The sequence below is a fragment of the Krasilnikovia cinnamomea genome (assembly GCF_004217545.1).
Taxonomy (GTDB): Bacteria; Actinomycetota; Actinomycetes; order Mycobacteriales; family Micromonosporaceae; genus Actinoplanes; species Actinoplanes cinnamomeus.
Window position 1 is genome coordinate 7,380,000 of sequence record NZ_SHKY01000001.1, and the last position, 23,456, is coordinate 7,403,455.

General features: G+C 74.6%; 19 protein-coding genes. 9 read left to right on the top strand and 10 right to left on the bottom strand.

Annotated features, from left to right (window positions below; all coding sequences use genetic code 11):
* Positions 1-24 precede the first annotated feature (24 nt).
* The 6 genes from EV385_RS32560 to EV385_RS32585 all read left to right on the top strand — a co-directional run bounded on the left by EV385_RS32560 (position 25) and on the right by EV385_RS32585 (position 7,296).
* The gene (locus tag EV385_RS32560) at positions 25-1,752 is read left to right on the top strand and encodes a GAF domain-containing sensor histidine kinase (protein WP_242625201.1); all 1,728 of its coding nucleotides are present in this window, start codon (positions 25-27) and stop codon (positions 1,750-1,752) included.
* 84 nt (positions 1,753-1,836) lie between these two features.
* Positions 1,837-2,832, top strand: a complete 996-nt coding sequence (locus EV385_RS32565; RefSeq protein WP_130512923.1) for an Acg family FMN-binding oxidoreductase — start codon at positions 1,837-1,839, stop codon at positions 2,830-2,832.
* A gap of 9 nt (positions 2,833-2,841) precedes the next feature.
* The gene (locus EV385_RS32570) at positions 2,842-3,750 is read left to right on the top strand and encodes a universal stress protein (protein WP_130512924.1); all 909 of its coding nucleotides are present in this window, start codon (positions 2,842-2,844) and stop codon (positions 3,748-3,750) included.
* On the top strand, positions 3,747-4,706 hold the full coding sequence (locus EV385_RS32575; protein WP_130512925.1) for an Acg family FMN-binding oxidoreductase: 960 nt from the start codon (positions 3,747-3,749) through the stop codon (positions 4,704-4,706). The genes EV385_RS32570 and EV385_RS32575 overlap by 4 nt, the downstream gene beginning before the upstream one ends.
* A gap of 37 nt (positions 4,707-4,743) precedes the next feature.
* Positions 4,744-5,220 carry a universal stress protein gene (locus EV385_RS32580; protein WP_130512926.1) on the top strand — a complete coding sequence of 159 codons (477 nt, stop codon included), beginning with the start codon at positions 4,744-4,746 and terminating at the stop codon, positions 5,218-5,220.
* Positions 5,221-5,406: 186 nt separating this feature from the next.
* The gene (locus EV385_RS32585; RefSeq protein ID WP_130512927.1) at positions 5,407-7,296 is read left to right on the top strand and encodes a PAS domain S-box protein; all 1,890 of its coding nucleotides are present in this window, start codon (positions 5,407-5,409) and stop codon (positions 7,294-7,296) included.
* Positions 7,297-7,396: 100 nt separating this feature from the next.
* On the opposite strand, the gene cydC is transcribed toward EV385_RS32585, so the two are convergent.
* The 6 genes from cydC to EV385_RS32615 form a co-directional block, all read right to left on the bottom strand.
* A complete protein-coding gene (gene cydC / locus EV385_RS32590) occupies positions 7,397-9,055 on the bottom strand; it encodes a thiol reductant ABC exporter subunit CydC (protein ID WP_130512928.1) in 1,659 nt (552 codons plus the stop codon).
* Positions 9,052-10,785 carry a thiol reductant ABC exporter subunit CydD gene (gene cydD / locus EV385_RS32595; protein ID WP_130512929.1) on the bottom strand — a complete coding sequence of 578 codons (1,734 nt, stop codon included), beginning with the start codon at positions 10,783-10,785 and terminating at the stop codon, positions 9,052-9,054. Before cydD ends, cydC begins: the two co-directional genes overlap by 4 nt.
* The gene (gene cydB, locus EV385_RS32600; RefSeq protein ID WP_130513721.1) at positions 10,782-11,807 is read right to left on the bottom strand and encodes a cytochrome d ubiquinol oxidase subunit II; all 1,026 of its coding nucleotides are present in this window, start codon (positions 11,805-11,807) and stop codon (positions 10,782-10,784) included. Before cydB ends, cydD begins: the two co-directional genes overlap by 4 nt.
* Before the next feature lie 14 nt (positions 11,808-11,821).
* Positions 11,822-13,216, bottom strand: a complete 1,395-nt coding sequence (locus tag EV385_RS32605) for a cytochrome ubiquinol oxidase subunit I (RefSeq protein WP_130512930.1) — start codon at positions 13,214-13,216, stop codon at positions 11,822-11,824.
* Positions 13,217-13,459: 243 nt separating this feature from the next.
* Positions 13,460-13,915 (bottom strand): hypothetical protein, encoded by a 456-nt coding sequence (locus EV385_RS32610; protein ID WP_130512931.1) that lies wholly within the window; start codon positions 13,913-13,915, stop codon positions 13,460-13,462.
* 299 nt (positions 13,916-14,214) lie between these two features.
* Positions 14,215-14,490, bottom strand: a complete 276-nt coding sequence (locus EV385_RS32615) for a DUF1876 domain-containing protein (RefSeq protein ID WP_130512932.1) — start codon at positions 14,488-14,490, stop codon at positions 14,215-14,217.
* Between the two features lie 253 nt (positions 14,491-14,743).
* Here EV385_RS32615 and EV385_RS32620 point away from each other — a divergent pair, with 253 nt between their 5' ends.
* Together EV385_RS32620 and EV385_RS32625 are read left to right on the top strand one after the other, a co-directional pair.
* Positions 14,744-14,950 carry a DUF1918 domain-containing protein gene (locus tag EV385_RS32620; RefSeq protein ID WP_130512933.1) on the top strand — a complete coding sequence of 69 codons (207 nt, stop codon included), beginning with the start codon at positions 14,744-14,746 and terminating at the stop codon, positions 14,948-14,950.
* Between the two features lie 26 nt (positions 14,951-14,976).
* Positions 14,977-15,681 carry a universal stress protein gene (locus EV385_RS32625; protein WP_130512934.1) on the top strand — a complete coding sequence of 235 codons (705 nt, stop codon included), beginning with the start codon at positions 14,977-14,979 and terminating at the stop codon, positions 15,679-15,681.
* Positions 15,682-15,709: 28 nt separating this feature from the next.
* Here EV385_RS32625 and EV385_RS32630 read toward each other — a convergent pair whose 3' ends face one another.
* The 4 genes from EV385_RS32630 to EV385_RS35875 form a co-directional block, all read right to left on the bottom strand.
* Complete coding sequence (locus tag EV385_RS32630) at positions 15,710-16,771, bottom strand: glycosyltransferase family 4 protein (protein WP_130512935.1); 1,062 nt, start codon at positions 16,769-16,771, stop codon at positions 15,710-15,712.
* Positions 16,772-16,903: 132 nt separating this feature from the next.
* Positions 16,904-17,584, bottom strand: a complete 681-nt coding sequence (locus tag EV385_RS32635; protein WP_130512936.1) for a universal stress protein — start codon at positions 17,582-17,584, stop codon at positions 16,904-16,906.
* Positions 17,584-20,052, bottom strand: coding sequence for a glycosyl hydrolase family 65 domain-containing protein (locus EV385_RS35870; RefSeq protein WP_130512937.1), 2,469 nt, complete (start codon positions 20,050-20,052; stop codon positions 17,584-17,586). The genes EV385_RS32635 and EV385_RS35870 overlap by 1 nt, the downstream gene beginning before the upstream one ends.
* A gap of 2 nt (positions 20,053-20,054) precedes the next feature.
* Positions 20,055-21,500: a glycosyltransferase gene (locus EV385_RS35875; RefSeq protein WP_130512938.1), complete on the bottom strand. Its 1,446-nt coding sequence runs from the start codon at positions 21,498-21,500 to the stop codon at positions 20,055-20,057.
* Positions 21,501-21,689: 189 nt separating this feature from the next.
* Here EV385_RS35875 and EV385_RS32650 point away from each other — a divergent pair, with 189 nt between their 5' ends.
* Complete coding sequence (locus EV385_RS32650) at positions 21,690-23,282, top strand: glycoside hydrolase domain-containing protein (RefSeq protein WP_130512939.1); 1,593 nt, start codon at positions 21,690-21,692, stop codon at positions 23,280-23,282.
* Positions 23,283-23,456 lie beyond the last annotated feature (174 nt).

The window sequence follows — 23,456 nt, forward strand, 5'->3', positions numbered from 1 at the left end:
CGCCCGCACCGCTAGCATCGGCTCATGGTCGACACCCCCGACATGGGTAAATCCGCGCACGAACCACCCTCGCTAGGGCTGTCCCCCCTGTCCCGGGTGCGCCTCGACGAGCTGCTGCAGGAGACCCTCGACCGGGTCGGCGAGATCGTCGCCAGCCGGGAACGGCTGCGCGCCCTGCTCGACGCGGTGGTCGGCATCGGCACCGACCTGGACCTGCGGATGACCCTGCAACGCATCGTGCAGGCCGCCTGCGCGCTGGTCGGCGCCCGCTACGGCGCACTGGGCGTGCTCGGCCCGGACCGGCGCGACCTGTCGGACTTCATCACCCACGGCATCGACGAGAAGACCCACGCCGCCATCGGGGACCTGCCCCGTGGCCGGGGCGTGCTCGGCCTGCTGATCACGGATCCGAAGGCCGTTCGGATGCCCGACATCACCACCCACCCGCGCTCGTTCGGCTTCCCGCCGCACCACCCGCCGATGCACAGCTTCCTCGGCGTGCCGGTGCGCGCCCGCGACCAGATCTTCGGCAACCTGTACCTGGCCGAGAAGATCGGCGCGGACGAGTTCAGCGAGGACGACGAGGAGATCGTCGTGGCGCTGGCCGCGGCGGCCAGCATCGCCATCGACAACGCCCGGCTGTTCGCGCTGGCCCAGCGCCGGGAACGCTGGCTGGCCGCCACCGCCGAGATCACCTCCGTGCTGCTCGGCACGGTACGCCGCACGGAGGCGCTGCGCCTGATCGCCCGCCGCGCCCGCGAGGTCGCCGACGCCGACCTCGTCCTCGTGCTGCTGTACGACGAGGACAACGCCCGCTACACCATCGAGGTGGCCGACGGGCCCGACCCGTACCCGGCGGCCCTGGTGGGCAGGCAGCTCGTCGCCGACGGCGACGCGCTCGACGCGCTCGGCCACGAGAAGTACCGGGTCGTCGACAACCTGCGCACGGCCGCCGACTGGCCGGGCCCGGTGCCGGAGGGACCGGCCATGGTGGCCCCGCTGGCCGGCTCCGACAAGATCCGCGGCGTGCTGATCGTCGCCCAGCGCCCCGGCAGCGGGCCGGGCGACGGCGACGACGCGGCCCTGCTGTCCAGCTTCGCCGGGCAGGCCGCCCTCGCCCTGGAACGCGCCCGCGCCCAGGACGAACGGGAACTGCTCGTGGTACTGGAGGACCGCGAACGCATCGCCCGCGACCTGCACGACGTGGTGATCCAGCGGCTGTTCGCCACCGGCATGCACCTGCAGGGAGTGGCACCGCACGCGTTGCGCCCCGAGGCCGCCAAACGCATCAACGCCGCCGTGGACGACCTGGACGCCACTATCCGCGACATCCGCCGCTCGATCTTCGAACTGCGCGCCCCCGCCGAGGCCACCCTGCGCACCGAACTCAGCGACGCCGTCCAGGCCGCCGCCGACGCGCTGGGCTTCCGGCCGGTCCTGGACGTCTCCGGGCCGGTGGACAGCGTGGTGCCCGACGACGTCGTGCCCGAGCTGATGGCGGTGCTGCGCGAGGCGCTGTCGAACGTCGCCCGGCACGCCCGGGCCAGCGCCGCGCGGGTCTCCGTCCGGGCCACCGGGGACCACCTCACGCTGACCATTGAGGACGATGGCGTCGGCGCCGACCCGGAGCAGGCCCGGGGCGGGTTGGTGAACATGGGCGAGCGCGCCACGGACCTCGGCGGCAGCTTCGAGATGGGCCGTGGCGGCACCGGCGGCACGATCGTCACCTGGCGGGTTCCCCTCTCCGAATGACCGGATGACAGGGGTCTTTCGGCCCTGAACGGACACCGGGCGCAGCAACGATCGTGAGGGGAGACCAGCAGGAGGTTTCCCACCATGACCGCACCGTCCGAGTACGGCACGCGCCAGCGCGCCACCGAGGTCCTCGCCGACGCCGCCCGCGCGTCGCTGTCCGCCCCGTCGGTGTTCAACACCCAGCCGTGGCGCTGGCGCATCACGGGCGACACGGCCGCGCTGTACGCGGACCCGGCACGCAAGCTGGACGCCACCGACCCGGACGGCCGGCTGCTGCTACTCAGCTGCGGCACCGCCCTGCACCACGCCCGCGTCGCTCTCGCCGCCGCCGGCTACCAGCCGCAGGTGGTACGCCAGCCCGACACCGATCCGCACCTGCTGGCGCTGGTCACCATCGGCGAGCCAGGCCGCCCGGACCCCGACGCGCAACGACTCGCCGACGCGATCCCGCGCCGGCGCACCGACCGGCGCGCGTACAGCGAACGCACCGTGCCGGAGGACGTGCTGGCACAGCTCCGGCGGGCCGTCGAGGCGCAGGGCGCCTACCTGCACGTCGTCCGGCGTGACCAGATGCCGATGCTGGCCACCTCCGCCGGCCGGGCGGCGGACGCCGAGCAGCAGGATCCGGCGTACCGGGCCGAGCTGGAGCAGTGGACACACCGGCCCGAGGGCAGCGGCGACGGCGTCCCGGCCGCCACCGCGGTCCGGCCCACGGCCCGCCGGGTGCCGGTGCGCGACTACGCCCCGGACGGCGGAGCGGGTCTGGACCCGGGTGAGGGCTTCGACCTGGGCGCCGCGTTCGTGGTGCTGTTCGGCCTCACCGACCGCCCGGCCGACGTGCTGCGCGGCGGGGAGGCGCTGTCGGCGCTGCTGCTGTCCGCCACCGCCGCCGGCCTGGCCACCGCGCCGCTGAGCGACACCATCGAGGTGGACTGGCCCCGGCACCTGCTGCGCGAGCTGCTGGCCGGGGTCGGCGAGCCGTACCTCGTGGTGCGCCTGGGCTACCTGGACCAGGCGGAGCCGCTGCCGGCCGCGCCCCGGCGCACCGCCACCGACGTGATCGAAATCGTGGAGTAGGTGGTTGCCATGGTCGCCACGGTGGCTGCCGGCGTCGGCGGGGCGGGCGGATGGCAGACGCTGGCCTGGGCGGCCGAGCAGGCCGGTTACCAGACCGGCATGCGGCTGGAGCTGTTGCGGGTGGCCGAACCGGGCTCGCCGCTGGCCGGGCTGGCCGGCGAACCCGCCCCCGCCCTGCTGGAGCTGGCCGATCCCGCGCTGTCGCGGGCGCTGTCGGCCACCCGTACCCAGCTGGGCGGGCACCGGGTGCACCTGCGCATCCAGGTCGGCGACCCCGGCACCGCGCTGGCCGCCGCGTCGGCCGGCGCGGACCTGCTGGTCATCGGCTCCGGCGGCGACGGCCACACGGTACGGCGCATCGTGCACCACGCGCGGTGCCCCGTGGTCGTGGTGCGCCCGGTGAGCGCCGGGCGCGGGGCGCCGCTGGCCGGGCACGTGGTGGTCGGCGTGGACGGCAGCGCCGCCGGCCGGGCCGCCCTGGAGTTCGGCTTCGCGTACGCGGACGAGCACCGGTTGCCGGTGGCCGCGGCGCACGTCTCCGCCCGGACCGCCGACGACTTCTTCTCCGACGAGGTCACGGTGTCCCCGCACGGCGCCACGGAACCGCCCGCCCTGCAACTGCTGGGCGCCGAGGTGGAGCCGTGGATGCTGCGTTATCCCCGGTCCCGGGTGCGCCGGGCCGTACTCAACGGGCGGGTCGCCGACGGCCTGCGCCGCGCCGGCCTCGGCGCGCACCTGCTCGTCGTGGGCGACAAACACCGGGGCCTACTGGCCCGCACCCGCACCGGCGACGTGCCCCTGACGGTCGCCCGGCGTGCCGGCTGCCCGGTCGCCGTGGTCCCGATCGGCCAAGCAGAGTTCGACCGAACAGGGTTCGGCCAAGCAGAGTTCGACCAAGGAGAGGGAGAGTTGCCGTGACGGCGCGCTACACCGAAGCCGACCTGCGCCGGGCCGCCGCCGCGGGGATCCGCGCGCCGTCGCTGCACAACAGCCAGCCGTGGCTGTTCCGGCTGCACGACGGCGGCATCGAGGTGCTTTCCGACACGGCCCGGCAGCTCGCCGTGGCCGACCGGGCAGGCTGGGCGCTGCGGATCGCCTGCGGGGCGGCCACCTTCAACGCCCGGCTCGCGCTCGCGGTGGCGGGCACCCCGGCCGAGGTGACGCTGCGCCCGGCCGACGCCGCCCCCGAGGTGATGGCCCGCCTGACCCCGGCCGAGCAGCGCCCGGCCACGTACCGGGAGCAGGATCTGTGCGCGGCCATCCCGCACCGGTTCAGCAATCGGCGACCGTTCTGGCCGAACCCGGTGCCCTCGGAGGTCCGGGCGCTGCTCATCGAGGCCGCCCGGGCGGAGGCGGGCTGGCTCGACCTGCTGGTCGGGATGACCGCGCTCAGCGGCTTCGCGGAGATCGCGCAGAGCGCCGACCGGGTGCTCCGGCGCAACCCCCGCTACCAGGCGGAGCTGGTCAGCTGGGCGCACTCGGACGCCGCGCTGGACGGCGTACCGGTGACCGCGGGGGCGCCCAGCCCGGAGCCGCAGGACCTGCTGCCGACCCGGCCGTTCGCGGAGCACCGGCGCGCTCCGGGCCGCGACTTCGAACCGGAGCCGCTCGTGGCCATCCTGGGCACCGCGGGCGATCGCGCCGTCGACCAGCTCCAGGCCGGGCAGGCGCTGCAACGGGTGCTGCTGACCGCCACCGACGCAGGCCTGGCCAGCTCCATGATCTCCCAGCCCATCGAGGTGCCCGCCGCCCGCGAGCAGCTGCGCCGCTCGCTGGGGCGCTTCGGGACTCCGCAGATGGCGCTGCGCATCGGTTACGGCCAGCCCGGCCAGCCGACGCCGCGCCGGGACGTGGCGGAAGTCCTAGTCGACTGATCGTGGCCGCCGTCAACGCCGGAAGGACGTGGAAGCGATGACCGACAGTTACCTGATCGTGGTGGGCGTGGACGGCTCGGTAGGCAGCCGGCGCGCCCTGGAGTGGGCCGCCCGCGAGGCCGCCGCCCGGGGCGGCGCGGTCCAGGCCGTCATCGCCTGGTCGTGGGACGGCATCGAGTACGGCCCGATGACCGCCACCGGCCCCGAGGAGGAGGCGCAACGGGCCGCCGAGCTCCTGGACCGGGAGGTCAAGGCCCTGGCAGACCGGCGTGGCACGGCCCAGCCGGTCGCCGCGGAGGTCATCGAGGGGCGCCCGGCCGACGTGCTGAGCGCCGCCGCGTCCGCCGCGGACCTGCTGGTGCTGGGCAGCCACGGGCACAGCCGGGTACGCCACACCGTGCTCGGCTCGGTCAGCGAAGAGTGCATCCGCAAGGCGACCTGCCCGGTGGTGGTGATCCCGGTCCCGGCGGAGCGGCCCGCACCGGCGAAGGAACCCGCGCTGCGCGGGCGCTGACCTCCCGGATCTTGATGGGTTCGGGTGCGGCGCTGACCCGAACTCTTCAAGGTCAGCGGCGGAATCTCCGGGTACGGCGGCTGCCCGGTTCCGGCATGCCATCCTGAAACCAACAACGTCACCACCGTCCGGAGGCCGGGAGCCACGGGGTCTGTGAGGATCCGACCCGGTCCGCGGGGGCTGCCCATGAGGTATCGGCAACGGCGGCGCGACCGCGCCACGGCGGGTCACGACCGGTGGCGCAACGTGGTGCTGGCCGCCGCGGTGGTGCTCGTCGTGGCCATAGGCGTCGCGGATCTCGCCACGCCGCCGGAACTGATGGTGTTCGGGGTGGCCGCGATCGGACCGCCCGTGGCGGCCGTGTCGGCCCGCCCGTGGGCGGTGGCCATGATCGGGCTCCTGGCCCTGCTGGTGGCGTGGGGCACGTCGACCTGGCAGGGGCTGGCCGGGACCACGGATCAGGTGCTGCGCCTGTGGGTCATCGCCGGGCTGGCCGGGCTGAGCGTCGGCTTCGCCTACCACCAGCGCACCCTGGAGCGCCGGACCCATCGGGCGGCCGAGGACGAGTCGAGGCTGGCCGAGATCGTCCTGTCGTCGGAGGACGCGATCATCACCTCCGACCTGAACGGCATCGTCACCTCATGGAACCCCGGAGCGGAACGGATGTACGGCTACCGGGCCGAGGAGATGATCGGTCAGAGCGTGCTGAGGTTGCTCACCCCCGACCGGGCGCCCCACTTCCCCCAGTCCCTCGCCAGGATCGCGCGGGGCGAGCGGATCGCCCACTTCGAGTCGCGCCGCGTCTGCCAGGACGGCACCGTCCTCGACATCTCCGCCAGCGTCTCACCCATCCGCGACCGGCACGGCACCGTGGTCGGCGCCGCGGCCACCGAACGGGACATCACGGATCGCAAGCGGGTCCTCGAACGTTCCGCCCGCGCGGAGCGGATGGAGAGCCTCGGTCAGCTCGCCGGCGGCGTCGCCCACGACTTCAACAACCTGCTGGCAATCATCATCAACTACGTGGACTTCGCCCTCGAATCGGCGGAGGCCGACACGCGTGAGGACCTGACCCGTGCCCGCGCGGGCGCCGAACGTGCCCGCGACCTGACCCGGCAGCTGCTGTTGTTCGCCCGCGAGGAACCCGCCACCACCGAGCACATCGACCTCAACGCCGTCATCGACGAGACCCGCGCCCTGCTCGACCGCACCATCGGCGCCCACATCCAGCTGGTCACCCGCCCCGCCGCCGAACCCCTGGTCATCCGCGCCGACCGGGGCCGCGTCGAACAGATCCTGCTCAATCTCGTCATCAACGCCCGCGACGCCATGCCGGACGGCGGTGTCGTCAAAATCGAGGCCGCCACCACCGAGCTCGCCGAGGACCCCACCCGCCGGCCGCCGCTGCCGCCCGGCCAGTACGCCCATCTCACTGTCAGCGACACCGGCACCGGCGTGCCGCCCGACGTGGCCGCCCACATCTTCGAGCCGTTCTTCACCACCAAGAGCCGGCACCGCGGCACGGGGCTGGGCCTGGCCACCGTCTACGGCATCGTCACCGAGGCCGGCGGCAGCATCAGCCTCGGCTCCGACAGCACCGTCGGTACGACGTTCCACATCCTGCTCCCGCTGACCACCGCCCCGGCGGTGGCGGAGAGCCCCGCCGCCGAACGCGGACCGCGCGGCGAGGGCCGGCACGTCCTGCTGGCCGAGGACGACGGCGAGGTGAGCCAGATCGCCGCGCGCATTCTGCGGGCCCACGGCTACGACGTCACCACGGTCCAGAGCGGACAAGCCGCCCTCGACCACCTGGCCGAGCAGCCGTTCGACCTGCTGCTCACCGACATCGTGATGCCCGGGATGTCGGGGGCCCAGCTCGTCGACGCCGTCCGGCGCGACCACCCCGCCGTCGGGGTGCTGCTGGTGTCGGGTTACAGCGCGGCCAGCGCCGAGGTGCTACGGCTGCTCGCCGCCGGCGTCCCCATCGTCTACAAGCCGTTCACCGCCGGGGAGCTGCTGCAGGCGGTCCATCAGGCGACGCTCGCCCCGCACTCCACCCCGGCCGGTCCGGGCTGAGTGACCTGATCGCGGCGCTCCACCCCCGTCCGTGGGGCACCTTGAGCCTTCCCGGCGGGCGCCGCACCGGGCAGGGTCGGTCGGCCTGGCGGGGCAGGCCCTACGCGGCCACCGGGGTGGGCACGGCGCCCAGCCGGATCACCTCGTCCACGTCGGACAGCCCGTCGGTACGGTGGGTGATGAGCAGCACCGCACGGTCACGCGCCGCCGCCAGCAGGTCCCGGGTCAGCGCCGCCGCAGTCGCCTCGTCGAGGTGTTCGGTGGGCTCGTCGAGCACGAGGATGCTGAAGTCGGCCAGGAGCGCCCGGGCCAGGGCGAGGCGGCGGCGCTGGCCACCGGAGAGCGCCATGCCGTGCTCCCCCACCGGGGTGTCGAGGCCGAGCGGCAGGCCGTCCACCCAGTCGAGCAGCCGGGCGTCGGCGAGCGCGGCCCGCAGCTGCGCCACGGTGGCGTCGCGCCGCCCGATCCGCAGGTTCTCCTCGATGGTGGTGTCGAACAGGTACGCGTCCTCCGGCAGGTAGCCGACGACCCGGCGGACCTGATCCCCCGGGATGCGGCGCAGGTCCACCCCGTCCAGGGTGATCCGCCCCGCGCACGGGTCGAGCCAGCGGACCAGCAGCGCGGCGACGGTGCTCTTGCCACTGCCGCTCGCCCCGACCAGGGCGACCCGCCGCCCCGGGCTCAGCTCCAGGTCGACGCCGTGCACCACGGGACGGCCGGGGACCCAGGCGGCGCTGACCCCGGACACGCGCAGGGTGTGCGGGCCCGCGGGCACCTCGGCCGGCTGGTCCGGCTCGGCCACCGGGTCGGGGGCGGCGCACACGTCGGCGAGGCGGCGCAGCGAACCGCGGGCGGCGGCGTAGCGCTGGGCGGCGGCGGGCAGCCCGGCCGCCGCCTCGAACACCGCGAGTGGGGTGAGCACCACGACGGCCAGCAGCTCACCGGGCAGGGTGCCGGCGCGGACGGCCACCGCGCCGGCGGCCAGCCCGGCGACGACACAGAGGCCGGTGGCCAGCGCGCTCACCGCCGCCGACGTGCCCGTGGACGCGCTGGAGCGGCGCTGCGCGGCGCGCAGCCGCGCGTCGGTGGCGGCGAGGCGGGCCAGCTGGGCGTCGGCGGCACCGTACGCGACAAGGTCGGGCAGGCCGTGCAGCAGGTCGACCGCGTCGGTGGCGAGTTCGCCGCGCAGCGGGGCGAACCGCCCGTCGGCGCGGCGGGCCGTCGCGGCCTGCAGCAGCGGGACGAGCAGGCCGACGCCCAGCAGGCCGAGCGCCAGGACGACGCCTGCGGGCGGGCACAGGAACCCGACGAGCCCGACCGACCCGGCGCCCACGACGGCGGCGACCGCGTACGGCAACACGACCCGGGTCAGCAGGTCCAGCACCGCGTCCACGTCGCCGACCATCCGCTGCACGAGGTCCGCGCGGCGGTACTCGGCCAGCCCGGCCGGGGCGAGGCGTTCCAGCCGGGTGTAGAGCCGGACCCGCAGGGCGCCCAGCACCCGCAGGGCGGCGTCGTGCCCGATCAGCCGCTCCGCGTAGCGCAGCACGCCGCGGCTGATGCCGAACGCGCGCACGGCGACGATCGCCACCATCAGGTGCAGCACCGGGGGGTGCAGGGCGGCGCGGGAGATGAGCCACGCGGCGGTGGCCATGAGCCCGACGCCCGCCCCGGCCGCCGCCACCCCCGCCAGCACCGCCACGGTGAGGCGGCCCGCGGCGGGGCGGGCGACCGCGCCCAGTAGCCGCCACCAGCTCATCGCGCACCCGCCAGTGCGGGGGCCAGCGGCAGTGCCCGGTCGGCCAGCGCGATCAGCTCGGGGCGGTGGGCGGCCAGCACGACGGTACGGCCGTGGGCGAGCCGCCGGATCGCGGCCGTGACCGTGGCGGCGGTGGCGTCGTCGAGGTTGGCGGTGGGTTCGTCGAGCAGCACGATCGGGGCGTCGCGCAGGAACGCCCGGGCCAGCGCGAGACGTTGCCGCTGCCCCGCCGACAGCCCGGCACCGTCATCGCCGAGCACGGTGTCGAGTCCGCCGGGCAGGGCGGCGACCGCATCGGCGACCCCAGCCTGCTCCAGCGCCCACCAGACCTCCTGATCGCCGGCCTCGGCCCGCCGGGCGGCGCTGGAGCCGGTCTCGGCGGCCGGGCCGGCCGGATGGCCGACGGCGGCACTCGGCGGGCCGGGCCGGCCCGCCCCGGTAGCGAGGGTGACGTTGTCGCGGATGGTGCCCGCGAACAGGTGCGGGCGCTGCGGCACCCAGGCGATCCGGTCGCGCCACCGCGCCGGGTCCATCTCGGACAGCGGAACCCCGCCGACCGTGACCCGCCCCCGGGTGGGTACCGCGAAGCCGAGCAGGACCGCGAGTGCGGTGGACTTGCCGCAGCCGCTGGGGCCGGTGAGCGCCACGATCTGCCCGGGCGCGATCCGGGCGTTCAGCCGCAGCGCCGCCCCGTCGCGACCGGGATAGGCGACCTCGACGTCGTCGAAGACCAGCTCGGCGGTGGCGGCGTCCGGGGCGGGCCGGGTGCCGGCCGGTGGTACCGGGGTCTCCAGCACGGCGAACACCTCCTCCGCGGCGGCCAGCCCTTCCGCGCTGGCGTGGTAGTTCGCCCCGACCGCCCGCAGCGGCAGGTAGGCCTCGGGGGCGAGGATGAGCACCAGCAGCGCGGTGGACAGATCCAGGTGCCCCGCGACCAGACGCAGGCCCACCCCGACCGCGACCAGGGCCACGGACAGGGTGGCCAGCAGTTCCAGCACCAGCGAGGAGAGGAACGCAGTGCGCAGCGTCCGCATCGTGCGGCGGCGCTGCTCCTCGCTGATCCGCCGGATCGTCTCCGCCTGCGCCTTGGCGCGGCCGAACAGCCGCAGGGTGGGCAGGCCCGCGACCACGTCGAGGAAGTGCCGCGAGAGCCGGGTGAGCAGCCGGAACTGGCGCCGGTTCGCGGCCTCGGTGTGCCAGCCGACCAGCGCCATGAACACCGGGATCAGCGGCAGGGTCAGCGCGATCGTGACGGCGGCGATCAGGTCGGCGGGCAGCAGCCGGGCCAGCACGATCGCCGGGACCAGCGCGGCCAGCACGAGCTGCGGCAGGTAGCGGGCGAAATACGCGTCGAGCGCGTCCAGGCCCCGGGTGGCGAGGGTGGCGTATCCGCCGGTGCCGGTCCGCGCGGCCGGGCCGAGCCGGGCGAGGTGGGACAGCAGGCGCCCGCGCAGTTCGCTCTTGACGCCGGCCGCGGCGCGGGTGGAGGTGACCTCCTGCGCCCAGCACAGCGCGGCCCGGGCCACGACCACCACGGTCAGCCAGCCCAGGGTGGAGCTCAGCGCGGCCGGTCCGGCGCCGCCCAGGAACACCGCCGTGATCCCGTCGGCCAGCAGGGTCGCCTGCGCCACCACCAGGACGGCCAGCGCCGCGCCGATCCCGGCCGTGGCCGCCAGGTACGTACGGGTAGCGCGCGCGTGGCGCAGCAGCCGCGGGTCGAGGGGCCTCACGCGGTTTCCCGGGCGGGCACCACCACCGCCGGGGGGATGTGCTCGACGGTGAGCCGCTTGCGGAACACCCAGTACGTCCAGCCCTGGTAGCCCAGCACGATCGGGGTGAAGGCCAGCGCCACCCAGGTCATCACCCGCAGCGTGTACGGCGTCGACGAGGCGTTGTCCACCGTCAGGCTGAAGGCCGGGTCGATGGTGGACGGCATCACGTTCGGGAACAGCGTGACGAACAGCGCGAACGTGGCCAGCACGACGGTGGTGCCGGTGGCCAGGAACGCCCACCCCTCGCGGCGCAGCCGGGCCGCCACCACGGCCCCGGCGAGGGCGAGCGCGGCCAGGCCGGACAGCACCCAGCCACCCACGTCGTGGTGGGCGAGGGCGGTCCACAGCAGGAAGCCTCCCGCGACCACGATCGCGGGCACGCCCAGGGTGGCGGCCAGCCGCCCGGCGCGGTGCCGTACCTCCCCGTCGGTCTTCAGCGCCAGGAACACCGCGCCGTGCAGGGTGAACAGGGTCAGGGTGGTCAGGCCGCCCAGCAGCGCGTACGGGTTGAGCAGGTCGAGGAAGCCGCCCACGTACTCGTGCTCGGCGTTCAGGGGCACCCCGCGCACGATGTTGCCGAACGCCACCCCCCACAGCACGGCGGGCACCAGGCTGCCGCCGATGATGCACAGGTCCCACCGGCGCCGCCACCGCCCGTCGTCGATCTTGCCGCGGTACTCGAACGCGACCCCGCGCAGGATCAGTGCCACCAGGATGATCAGCAGCGGCAGGTAGAAGCCGGAGAACAGGGTGGCGTACCACTCCGGGAAGGCGGCGAAGGTGGCGCCGCCCGCGACGAGCAGCCACACCTCGTTGCCGTCCCAGACCGGGCCGATGGTGTTGATGAGCAGGCGGCGTTCCCGGTCGTCGCGGCCCAGCACGGGCAGCAGGATGCCGACGCCGAAGTCGAAGCCCTCGAGCAGGAAGTAGCCCGCCCAAAGGATGGCGATGAGGGCGAACCAGATGGTGGTGAGTTCCATGGTCACGCGGCCCCTCAGTACGCGAAGGCGAGCGGGCGGTCGGCGTCGGAGTCGCTCTCCTCGGGTGGCGGCTCGGGGGCTCCGGCGCGGGCGTAGCGCAGCAACAACCCCACCTCGACGACGGCGAGTACGCCGTAGAGCAGGCTGAGCACGCCCAGGGAGGTGGCCACCGAGGCGGCGCCGACCGACGGCGACACGCTCTGCGCGGTCTTGAACACTCCGAAGACGGTCCACGGCTGGCGGCCCATCTCGGTGAAGATCCAGCCGAACGAGTTGGCCAGCAGCGGCATCGCGAAGGTCCACAGGGCGGCGAACCACAGCACGCGGCTGGTGGGGGTGCGGTCACCGCGGGTGAGCCACAGCGCCAGGGCGGCGACGAGCATGGCCAGCACCCCGAAACCGATCATGAGCCGGAAGGACCAGTAGGTGACCGGGATGGACGGTGTGTAGTCGCCCGGGCCGTACGTCCGCTCGTACTCGCGTTGCAGGTCGTTGATGCCCTCGACCTGGCCGTTCGGGTCGCCGGTGGCCATGAACGACAGCAGGTGCGGGATCCGGATGCTGGCGATCTCCTGGCTGCCGTCGAGCGAGCCGACGGTGAAGATCGAGAAGCTGGCGGGCTGGGAGGTGTTGTACAGCGCCTCGGCCGCGGCCATCTTCATCGGCTGCTGCTCGGTCATGATGCGCGCCTGCAGGTCGCCGGTGACCACGACGCCGAGGCCGGCGACGAGCACCACCCAGGCGCCGAGCCGCAGACTGGGGCGGAACACCTCGGGCTGGTTGCGGCGCCGCACGTGCCAGGCGCTGATCGCCAGCATGAAGGCGCCCGCGGTGACCATGGCCGCCGTGATGGTGTGCGGGAAGGTCACCAGGGTGGTCGAGTTGGTGAGCACCGCCGCGATGCTGTGCAGCTCGGCCCGGCCGCTGACCGGGTTGACCTCGAAGCCGACCGGGTGCTGCATCCACGAGTTGGCGGCCAGGATGAAGTAGGCGCTGAGCCAGGTCCCGATCGCGGCCAGCCAGATGCAGGCGAGGTGGACCTTCTTGGACAGCCGGTCCCACCCGAAGATCCACAGGCCGAGGAACGTGGACTCCAGGAAGAACGCCAGCAGGCCCTCGATGGCCAGCGGCGCGCCGAAGATGTCACCGACAAACCGGGAGTAATCGCTCCAATTCATGCCGAACTGGAACTCCTGCACGATGCCGGTGACGACGCCCATCGCGAAGTTGATCAGGAACAGCTTGCCCCAGAACTTCGTGGCCCGCAGATACTCCGTCCGCCCGGTCCGTACCCATGCTGTCTGCAGCCCCGCGACCAGGATGGACAGTCCGATGGTGATCGGTACGAAGAGGAAGTGATAGACAGTGGTGATGCCGAACTGCCATCGGGCGAGGTCGAGCGCGTCCATGGGGCGGATCCTTCCAGAGATGTCCTCCAGAATCTTGCGATCTTCGCCCTGGCACCCGGAGGGCCGAAAGTCCCGTGCCCAGCGGGCAGGGGTCCTGCGTGTGGACGGCCGCGGGTGACCGCGCCCGGCGGCTCCGCCGGTCTGGCGCCGCCTCGGCACCGGCGACGCCATGGTCGTGGGGCTGGCGCGATGATCGGCCTCAGCGCGGGCCGGACCGCGTCATCCCCGGCCCATCGGCCGGGATCAGAGGTTGATGAACTGGGCGCAGTTCGGCGCCTTCACGGCGGTCGACTCGCGGGTGATGGCACGCCCGGCGGCGGCGCTGTCGCTCTGCAGCTTGATCGCCTCCTCGGTGTCGCCGCGCTTACTGGCGTCGGCGATCTTCCCGGCGATGTAGCCGTAGTCGTTGAGCGCCTTGATGAGGCCGGCGAGCTTCTTCTCGTTCAGCTCGGACAGATCGGCGGCTGCCTGAAGGGCGGCATCCCTCGTGAGCTGCTGCCCAACGATCGGGTCGTCGCTGAGCTTCTGGCTGTAGTAGCTGTCCAGCGCCGTACGGCACAGGACGTCCGGGCCCGGACGCGTCGCGGCGGGCGCGGCGCCCGCGGGATCGGGCTGCTCCGTCCCGGTGGGCGAGGCACAGCCAGCGCCGACGACCCCGACCAGGGCCAGGACGGCGACGAAGGATTCACGGCGGATCATGAGGGGGCACCTCCGCGGCAATGCGGGTCAAGGGCGCCTACGCTAGACCAGATTCTTCGGCCGTGGTGAAGCTGAAGGTCAACAATCTGTTACCAAATTCCCACAAAGCGCACAAATCGGGCCACCGAAGCAATCGAACCGTTACGAAGATCGACTGATTCCGCCACGCAGTGAGACCAGGCAGGGGCAATCCGGGATCGCCGCCCGGCGTCCGCTAATGGTCCGGGCTGGGCGGCACCGGTAGAGCCGGTGATCCGGCGGCGGGTGGCCCGGACGGCCCACCCGCCGCCGGACCCGGCTCAGCCGACCAGGTGCACCGGCCGGTGGGTGAACTGCTCGATGTCGCCGGCGGCGGCGTCCAGCAGCTGATGTCCCAGGTCGGACAACGCGCGGGCCACGGCCAGCTCGTCGCCGATCTCCGGGACCTCGTGATCGGACGCCCGGCGCCGCGCGACGCCCTCCCCGCGCAGCAACGGCCGAACACCGCTGTGCAGGCGGGCCTCGGCGTGAGTGCGCCGCTCGTCCGCGTTCTCACTGATCATGATCTCGATGTTCCAGGTACGGGTCTGCGTCATCGCGGGCTCCTTCCGCCGCAGCGGTCCTCCGTCCCTCGGGCCCAGTCACGGCCCCTGGTCAGTGTCGACCCGGTAGGACGCCGGCCGGGACGGCCGAAGGTCACGGCGGCGGCGCCGAACGGCCCCGGCGCCGCGATCGCGACGGGGTGCGGACCGGGTCCAACGGCGGGACCAATGGCCCTGCCCGCCCGGCCAGGCCCAGAGCCATGCTGGCCGTGACCCCATAGGCCCGGACAGCCCTCGGGAGGCAAGGATGAATGCGCAGGTCGGCGACCAGATCGTCCTGGAGGGGACCCACCTGGGGGACAGCCGCCGCATCGGTGTCATCGTCGCGGTCGGCCACCCCGACGGCAGCCCGCCGTACGAGGTGCGGTGGCGGGACAGCGACCGCACGACGTTGATCTTCCCCGGGCCGGAGGCCCACATCACGCCCAGTGGGGTCGCCGCGGCGCCGCGCTGAGGTCCCCGCCGCACTGGAGGCCCCCCATGAACGCCGGCGCAGCAACGGCCGTCCGAGCGCCGCACGACACGCGACCCAACGCGACCGCGACGGAGATCCTCGCGGAGCTGCGCCACCGCTTCGCCGAGCTGCCGGTGTCGTACGACGCGACACCGGAGGGGGCCGTCGCGGTGCCCGGCGAGACCGCGCCCACCGGGTGCCGGGTGGTCGGGGCGCACCTGGCCGGGGCCGCCACCCACGAGCGGTGCCCGGTGCTCGTGTACGGGCCCGACTCGCCGGGCGCGGGACGTGCGGTCGTGGCGGCCGTCGACGACGACAGCTGCCCCGGCTGCGTGATCGCCTACGCCGCGGCCGAGGCCCGGCGCCAGGAGGTGCCGCTGCGCGCCGTGTACGCGTGGACGGAGGCCGAAGCGGACCTGGCCGAGGGTTACCGGCTGAGCCGCCACGACCGCATCTCGGACGCGGACCGGCTGCTGACCTCCATCCTGTACGACCACCTGCCCGCGGACGCCGCCGACGAGGTGGAACGGCAGATCCTGCACGACACCGACCCGGCGCACGCGCTCGTCTCGCTCAGCCAGGAGGCGTCGCTGCTGGTGGTGGCGGCGGGCAGCCACCACGCGGGCGAGGCGTTGGGCCACATCCCCCGCGCCCTGCTGGGGCGTACCGCCTGCCCGCTGGCCGTGCTGCCCACCGGCGGGCCGCAGGCGCCGTACCCGGACGTCGGGTGACGGACCCGCGGCGCCGGGACCACCGAGTTCAGGCCGGGACGGGGTAGGCGCGCGGTCGCGGGACGCCCCGGACGCCGGACAGGACACCCGCGTAGAGGCGTTCGTGGTCGCGGGCCATGCGTTCGCGGGAGAAGCGGCGCTCGGCGGCGTCCCGGCAGGCCCGCCGGTCGATGCCGGGCAGCTCGGCGACCGCGGCGGCCATCTCCTCGTCGCTGTGGCACACGAAGCCCGTGCGGCCGTGATCGACGATCTCCGGCGCGGCCCCGCACGCGGTGGTGATCACGGGGGTGCCGCAGGCCAGCGCCTCGGCCATGACCAGCCCGAACGGCTCCGGCCAGGCGATCGGGTTGAGCAGCGCGGTCGCCCCGCGCAGCAGCTCGAGGCAGGCTCGCGGGCTCTGTTCGGCCGGTTCGGGGTCGCCGGGGGCGAGCAGCGGCCGGACCTCCCGCTCGTAGTACGCCCGCTCGGCGGGCTCCCAGATCTTCGTGACGATCCGCAGCGGCAGCCCGGCGCGCCGGGCGATCCGGACCGCCCGGTGCACCCCCTTGTCGGGGCACATGCGGCCGAGGAACAGCAGGTAGCCGCCGGCGCCCGCGCCGAAACGGTAGCGGTCGAGGTCGATGCCGTGGTGGATGACCGCGGCGACGCGTACCCCCGCGCCCTGCCGGGCCTGGGACCGGGAGATCGCGACGACGTGGGCCGTGCGGGCGATCTCCCCGAAGACCCGGCGCGGGGTCGGGGCGAACGGGCCGTGGTTGGTGACCACGACCGGGGGCAGCTCGCCCGCGTACCGCCCGGCCAGCAGGGGCCCGAGGACGGTGTGGTCGTGGATGAGATCCATCCGCGCCAGGTCCCGATACGCGGCCAGCACGTGCGCCGCCTCCGCCATGGTGTCGCCGATGGGCTGCACGGCCCGCTGGTAGAGCGAGTCCCGGGGCACCGGGCAGGTGGACTCCCCGACCGTGAACAGGCGCACCTGGTGTCCCAGCTCGCTCAGCCCGCGCGCCAGGTTGTCCACGACCGCCTCCGTGCCGCCGTAGCCGACCGGCGGCACGGGGACCCAAGGCGGGGCGATCAGTCCGATCCTCATAGCAGCCTCCTCGTCACGACCGCCGGGCCGAGGCGCGCATGTCCGTCCCGCGCGGTCCGGCGCACGCATATCGATACCCGTGCGCCGGGTCCGGTACACGGGTCGCGAGGAACAGGCAGGAGCAGAGCTCGCCTATCGGGTGAAAACGGGTATCAGGGCGATCGGCACGCCCGCCTCCGCGACCGTACGGCGCACCGTGCCCGCCCGGCCCGGGGTGAGCCGCTGCGACCAGGCCAGCGCGATGAGGTCGACCTGCTCGGCCTCCGCCACGTCGACCACGTGCTCGCCGGCGACCCCGCTGCGCAGGTGCAACCGCACCCCGGGAACCGCGCAGTGCCGGGCCAGGAACTCCTGCTCCCAGCACTGCCGCGCGTGCGCGGCCTGATCCCAGTACGCCGGCACGGTGCTCGCGTCGAAGACGTGCAGCACGACGAGTTCCAGACCCGCGCCCGCGCACATCTGCACGGTCTCGGCGACCGCCTCGGCCGCGGCGTCGCTGCCGTCCAACGGGATGAGGATGCGGTCGATGCGTTCCGGGGCGCGGCCCTTCTCGGGCACCAGGACCAGCGGCTGGGCGGCACCCTGCAGCAGCGCCTCCCAACCCGCGTCGTCCACCGCGTCGCGGGCCACCACCGCGGCCACGGCGTCGGGGGCACGCAGCGCGGCCAGGATCGGTGCGGCGTCGGCAGCGGGACGCCCGACCAGGTCGATGCGGCGCACCTCGGCAGCGAGCAGCGCGGCCATCGCCCCGGCGACCGGTTCCACCGCGGCACCGTCCACCCCCGGCCGGACCGCTGCCAGCACATGCGACATCACGGCGCTCCCTCCCGCGCGGCCGGCAGCCGCGCAGTCCCCCGGACCAGCACGGGCGGGTGGCCAGGCACCCGCACCCGCAGCGGCCCGTCGGTGCGGATCTCGATCGCGTCCCGGGCCAGGCGCAGCCGCACGTGGCGGCGCAGGCAGCGGAAACGCACCTCCAGGGCGCCCCAGGCGTCCGGCAGGCACGGGTCGACCCGCATGGCCCCCGACTCCACCCTCACCCCGGCGAAGCCCAGCAGTACCGCCTGCCACAGCCCGCCCATGGTGGCCACGTGCAGCCCGGCCCCGCTGGTCCCGGTGGCGTCCTCGAGATCGAGCCGCAGCGCCAGCCGCAGCAGCGCGAGGGCGGCGTCCGGGCGCCGGTCGCGGGCCAGCAGGGCGGCGCTGATCGCCGGGGACAGCGACGAGCCGTGCGAGGTACGCGGGCCGTAGAAGTCCAGGTTCGGCCCGAGCGAGCCGGGTGCGGTCTCCTGCGGCACGAGGTGGTGCAGCATCAACACGTCCGCCTGCTTGATCACCTGGGAGCCGGCCACCCGGTCGCGGCCCAGCAGCACGTCGGCGGCCAGGGGCGGCGGTGCCAGGTCGATCGCGCGCAGCGGCTCCAGCGCGCCGTACCCGGCGAACTGCTCGTACCGGCCGGTGGCCGGGTCGTAGCCGTCGACGAGCCGGTCGGCCAGGTCGGACCAGGCGGCGCGCTCCGCGTCGCCGGCCGCCGCCGGGCCGAGCGCGGCGGCCGTGCGCAGGTTCCACCGCGCCATGACATTCGTGTACGCGCTGTCGTCGACGTCCTCGTGGTACTCGTCCGGCCCGATGACCTTGTCGATGTGTGCCCGCCCGGCCCCGTCGGTACGCACCCGCGACGCCCAGTACCGGGCCGTCTCGACCAGCAGCGGACGCCAAGCGCCGGTGAGCAGGTCCGGCCGGCCCGACCAGGTCGCCGCGTGCACGGCCGCCCACGCCACGTCGGCGGTGATGTGCTCCTCCAGCTCCCCGGTGCGGATCGGCACGAGTTCGCCGCCGATGTAGCCGCTGCGCGGGGTCACGTCGCGCCCGGAACTGGCCGACTCCCACGGGAACCGGGCGCCGCGACGGCCGCATTGCGCGGCGGCGGCGCGCGCCGCGTCGAGCCGGTGCAGCCGGTACCGCACCATCGCGTCGGCGGCCCCGGGGTCCATGCTGACCACGGCGGGGAGCACGAACACGTCGGCGTCCCAGAAGACGTGCCCGGCGTAGCCGGTCCCGGATATCCCCCGGGCGCCCACCGCGGCCTCGTCGTGGCGCCCGGCGGCGCACCACAGCTGGAACAGCGCGAAGCGCACCCCCCGCTGGGCCTCCGGGTCGTCCGGGATCCGTACGTCGACCCGCCGCCAGCGGCGCGCCCACGCGGCCCGGTGCTCCGCCAGCAGGTGCTCGAATCCGTCCGCCTGGGCCGCCCGCAACGCCGCGACCGCGGCCGGGGACGGGCCGTCCGCCTCGCGGGCGTACACCGCGAACCGGTCCACGACGTGCCGCGTCCCGCCGGTGTGACACTGCTGGGCGGCCACCGCCGTGATGCCCTGCCCGCCCCGCGCGGCCACCCGGGCCCAGTGGTACCCGTCGGCGACGCCCGACCCGGCTGCCACCCCCTCGGCGGCGGCCGGGTCGGCGGCGGGCAGGCACAGCGCCGGTCCCGGGGCCAGCCGGCCCGGCGGGCCCTCCGCCCGCGCGGCGGCCACCCCGGGCCGGGTGAGATCGACCAGCCGCAGGGTACGCACGGTCGCGTCGGGACCGCACTCGCGCCGGTACAACACACCGGTGCGCAGATCCAGGATGCGCACCTCCTCGGTGGGCGGCGGGTGCAGCTCCAGCGCCGTCCAGCACGGCCCGGGCAGCAGGTGCTCCGCCGGCCCCTCGCCGGTGTACACGCCGTCGGCGAGGGTCATCGGCACCGTGCCCGGCCCGTCCTCCTCCACCGCGCCCCGGGTGGCGAAACCCCCGGCGCCCAGGGTGAACAGCGACTCCGTGACCCGGCGGCGGTGCCGGTCCGTGCCGGTCTCCCGCAGCGTCCACGCCGGATCCTCGTCCACCGCGGGCACCCGCCGGTCGCGGCGCCGGATGAGCTGCTCGTCGAGGGCGGCCAGCAGCCCGGGCCAGCCACTCGGCTCGGCCGGGCCGGCCGTCAGCGGACCCACGGCGACCGTCAACGTACGCCTGGCCGCGGGCCCCAGCGGCGCCGCGTCCGCGTCGGCCGACCCGGAATCGCCGCGCAGCAGCAGCACCAGCCCGGGGCCGATCCCGCGCCGCGCCAGCCGCTTCAGCGCGTGCGCGACGGGCCGGTCCGCCGCGGGCAGCACGCGCACCTCGACCCGGACCGCGGCCAGCTCGGCGGCGCGCCGCCGCAGCCCGTCGGCCTCGGGACGAGCGGCCAGCCGGTCCGGATCGTCGGTCACCACGATCACCGCCTCGGCGGTGCGGTCGAGCACCGTCAGCCGCCGGGCACGACGCTCAGCAGCGCCGTCAGCATCTCGGCGTAGCGCAGCAGGTGCAGGTCACCGACGAACGCGGTCCGGACCCGCTCGTGGGCGGCCGCGCCGAGCTGCTCGCGGGTGGCCGGGTCGGACAGCAGCCCGCACAACGCCATCCCGAACGCGGCCAGGTCGGACGGATCGGGCACCAGCACTCCGGTGCCCTCGGTGATCTGGTCGGGGATGCCGCCGACCGCCGACGCCACCACCGGGCGTCCCTTCCACATCGCCTCGGCGACCGTCAGCCCGAACCCCTCGGCGAGGCTCTTCTGGGTCACCACGGCGGCATGCCGCTGCAACGCGTTGACCAGTACGGCGTTCTCGTCGACGTCGTCCACCGGCAGCGAGGCCAGGACGATCCGCTCCCGTACCGCCGACGGCAGCCCGCGCCACCGCTGCACGCACGCGGCGCGCACCAGGGCGCCCTCGGGGTCGTCGCTGACCAGCGCCGGGCCCGCCAGCACGAGCCGCCCCTGGGCGTACGGGGCGACGTACTCGGCGAACGAGCGCATCACCCCGGCCATGTCCTTGAGCGGGTCCCAGCGCGACACCTGCACGACCAGCGGCTCGTCGGGGCCCGGCAGGGTCTCGGCGACCACGGTGGCCCGGTGCGCGATCAGGCCCGTGCCGCCGTCGAGGCGCCGGTACACCGGCGGCCCGGTCACCGGCGCGTCGATCAGCCCGGCGGCGGCCAGCACCGCGCGCACCACGGCCGGGGACAGGTCCTGGTTCTTCGGCGCGAACGGGTCGATCGACGGGGTGATGATCCGGGTCCGCTCGGCGGGCAGCCAGGCCGGGACGAACGCGCGCCGGGAGAACACGTACGCGTCCGCGTGCTGCAGGTAGGGCCGCAGGAACGCCCAGCCGTCGCGGGTGGCCGCGTTCTGCAGGTCGCAGCCGACGTGGCTGCGCCACACCACGTGCACCCCGGCGTGGGTGAGCCACGGCGCCAGCCCGGCGGTCTGCGGGTCGTGCAGCAGCACGATGTCGCCCGGGTGGACGCGGCCGAGCAGGTCCTGGGCGTTGGCGGCCAGCACGTCCTCGTAGTGGGCCGCCGTGTCCGGGCCGAGCGTCAACCGGCCGGGGAAGCCGTGCAGCAGGTGGTGCAGGTGCTTGGTGACCGCGAAGAACCCCGGGTCGCCGCCGATCACCAGCCAGCGGATGTCCAGGTCGAGGTCGCGCACGTACCCGACCAGGGCCTGCAGCATCTCGGCGACGCTTCCGCCGGACGCGGTGGAGCTCACGGTCCAGAGGGTGTGGCCCGCGAACCGGGTCCGGAAGTCGCGGGCCGCGGCCAGCAGCCGGGCGTGGCGTTGCTCGCCCACCACGGCGGCCAGCGCCGCCACCGGGCGCGCGGTCGCGGGCACCGCGCTGAGGCGGCCGGTGGGGCTGATCGTCGTGGTCATGGGGACACCCCCGAGACAGAGGCCGACCTTCAGCCTCGCGCGTGCCGAGGGCGCGGTCCCAGGGCTGAACGGCCGGGGGTACGCCGGGACTTTGGTCCCGCCGTACCTGCCTTTGGGGACGTTCGGCCCCTGTCCGGCGGGCGCCGCCGATGGTTGTCTGAGAGAACGTCGATACCGTGCGAGGTCACCATGGCTGCCCCGTGCGGCGACCCTGGCGGCCGCCGCCCCCTGTTCCGTCTGCTCTGCACCGCGATCGCCGCCACCGTGTTCGGCACGGTCGGTGCCGCGCCGCCCGCTGCCGCAGCTCCCGCGCCGGGCACCTTCACCGGGTATGGGTTCGACACCTGCACCGCGCCGTCGAGCGCGACGATGGACGCCTGGCTGGCGTCGCCGTACCGGGCGATCGGGATCTACTTCGGCGGCAACAACCGCGCCTGCGCCCAACCCAACCTGACCCCGGGGTGGGTGGCCCACCAGCAGGCCGCGGGCTGGCATCTGCTGCCGATCTACCTCGGCCCGCAGGCGTCGTGCACCACCTCGAACAAGCGGTACAGGATCGACAACACGCAGGCGGCGGCACAGGGACGGGCCGCGGCGGACGACGCCGCCACCCAGGCCGCGGCGCTCGGGCTGAGCGCACCCAGCGTGCTGATCTACGACATGGAGGCGTACCGCACCGACGACGCCGCCTGCCGGGCCGGGGTGCTGGCCTTCATGAGCGCGTGGACGGCACGGCTGCACGACCGCGGCCACCTGTCCGGCTTCTACTCCAGCATGGCATCCGGGGTGGCCGACCAGGTGGCGAACTACCGCACCGCCGGGTACGTGCGCCCCGACTACCTGGACTTCGCCCGCTGGGACGGCGTCGCCACGGTCACCGACCCGGCGATCCCGGCCAGCTACTGGCCGCCGCACCGCCGGATGAAGCAGTACCGGGGCGACCACCAGGAGACGTACGGCGGCGTCACCATCAACATCGACAACGACTACGTGGACTTCGGTCCGCTGCCGTCGGCCACCTTCGCGGACTTCAACCGCAACGGCTGGTCCGACGTGCTGGCCCGCACCACCAGCAGCGGCAACCTGGTGCTGTACCCGGGCAACGGCACCTACCTGGACACCGCCGCGGCCCGCGGCCTGGGCGGCGGCTGGGGCGCGATGAACGCGATCGTCCGGATCGGCGACCTGAACCGCGACGGCCGCGAGGACGTCGTGGCGCGGCAGAGTTCCAACGGCGACCTCTGGTTCTACCCGGGCACCGGCTCGGGCTTCGGCACCCGCAAGCGGATCGGCACCGGCTGGAACTCGCTGCGCGAGATCACCGCGATCGGCGACTTCAACCGGGACGGCTACCCCGACCTGCTGGCCGTGCGGACCGCCGACAGGAACCTGTACCTCTACCCGGGCCGCGCCGGCACCACACTGGGTCCCCGGGTACGGGTCGGCACCGGCGGCTGGACCACCATGAGCGAGCTGACCGGCGTCGGGGACTTCGACCGCAACGGCGTGCCGGACCTGATCGCCCGGGTCACCTCCACCGGCACCCTGCAGTTCTACTCGGGACGCTCCGGCGGCTTCGCCGCGCGACGGCAGATCGGCAGCAGCTGGGACACCATGCGCGACCTGGTTGGCGTGGGCGACTTCAACCGCGACGGCTACCTGGACCTGGCCGCGGTGCAGAAGTCGACCAACTACGTCTTCCTGTACCCGGGCAACGGCAGCACCCTGCAGGCCCGCGTCCGGGTGGCGACGGGCTTCTCCGGGCGCGCGCCGCTGCTGTGAGCCGGCCGGTGCGCGGGCGCGACCGGGCGCGGTGAGCCGCCGATCCGGGCGGCGGACGGGTCCGGCGGATCGATGAGCGGGCCGAGGCACGGGTTCATGGCAGCCTCCGCACGAAGTGTCGAGCCGCAGGTCAGCACCGCGCCAGGGCCACCGGGCCCGGACCACGCGGTAACT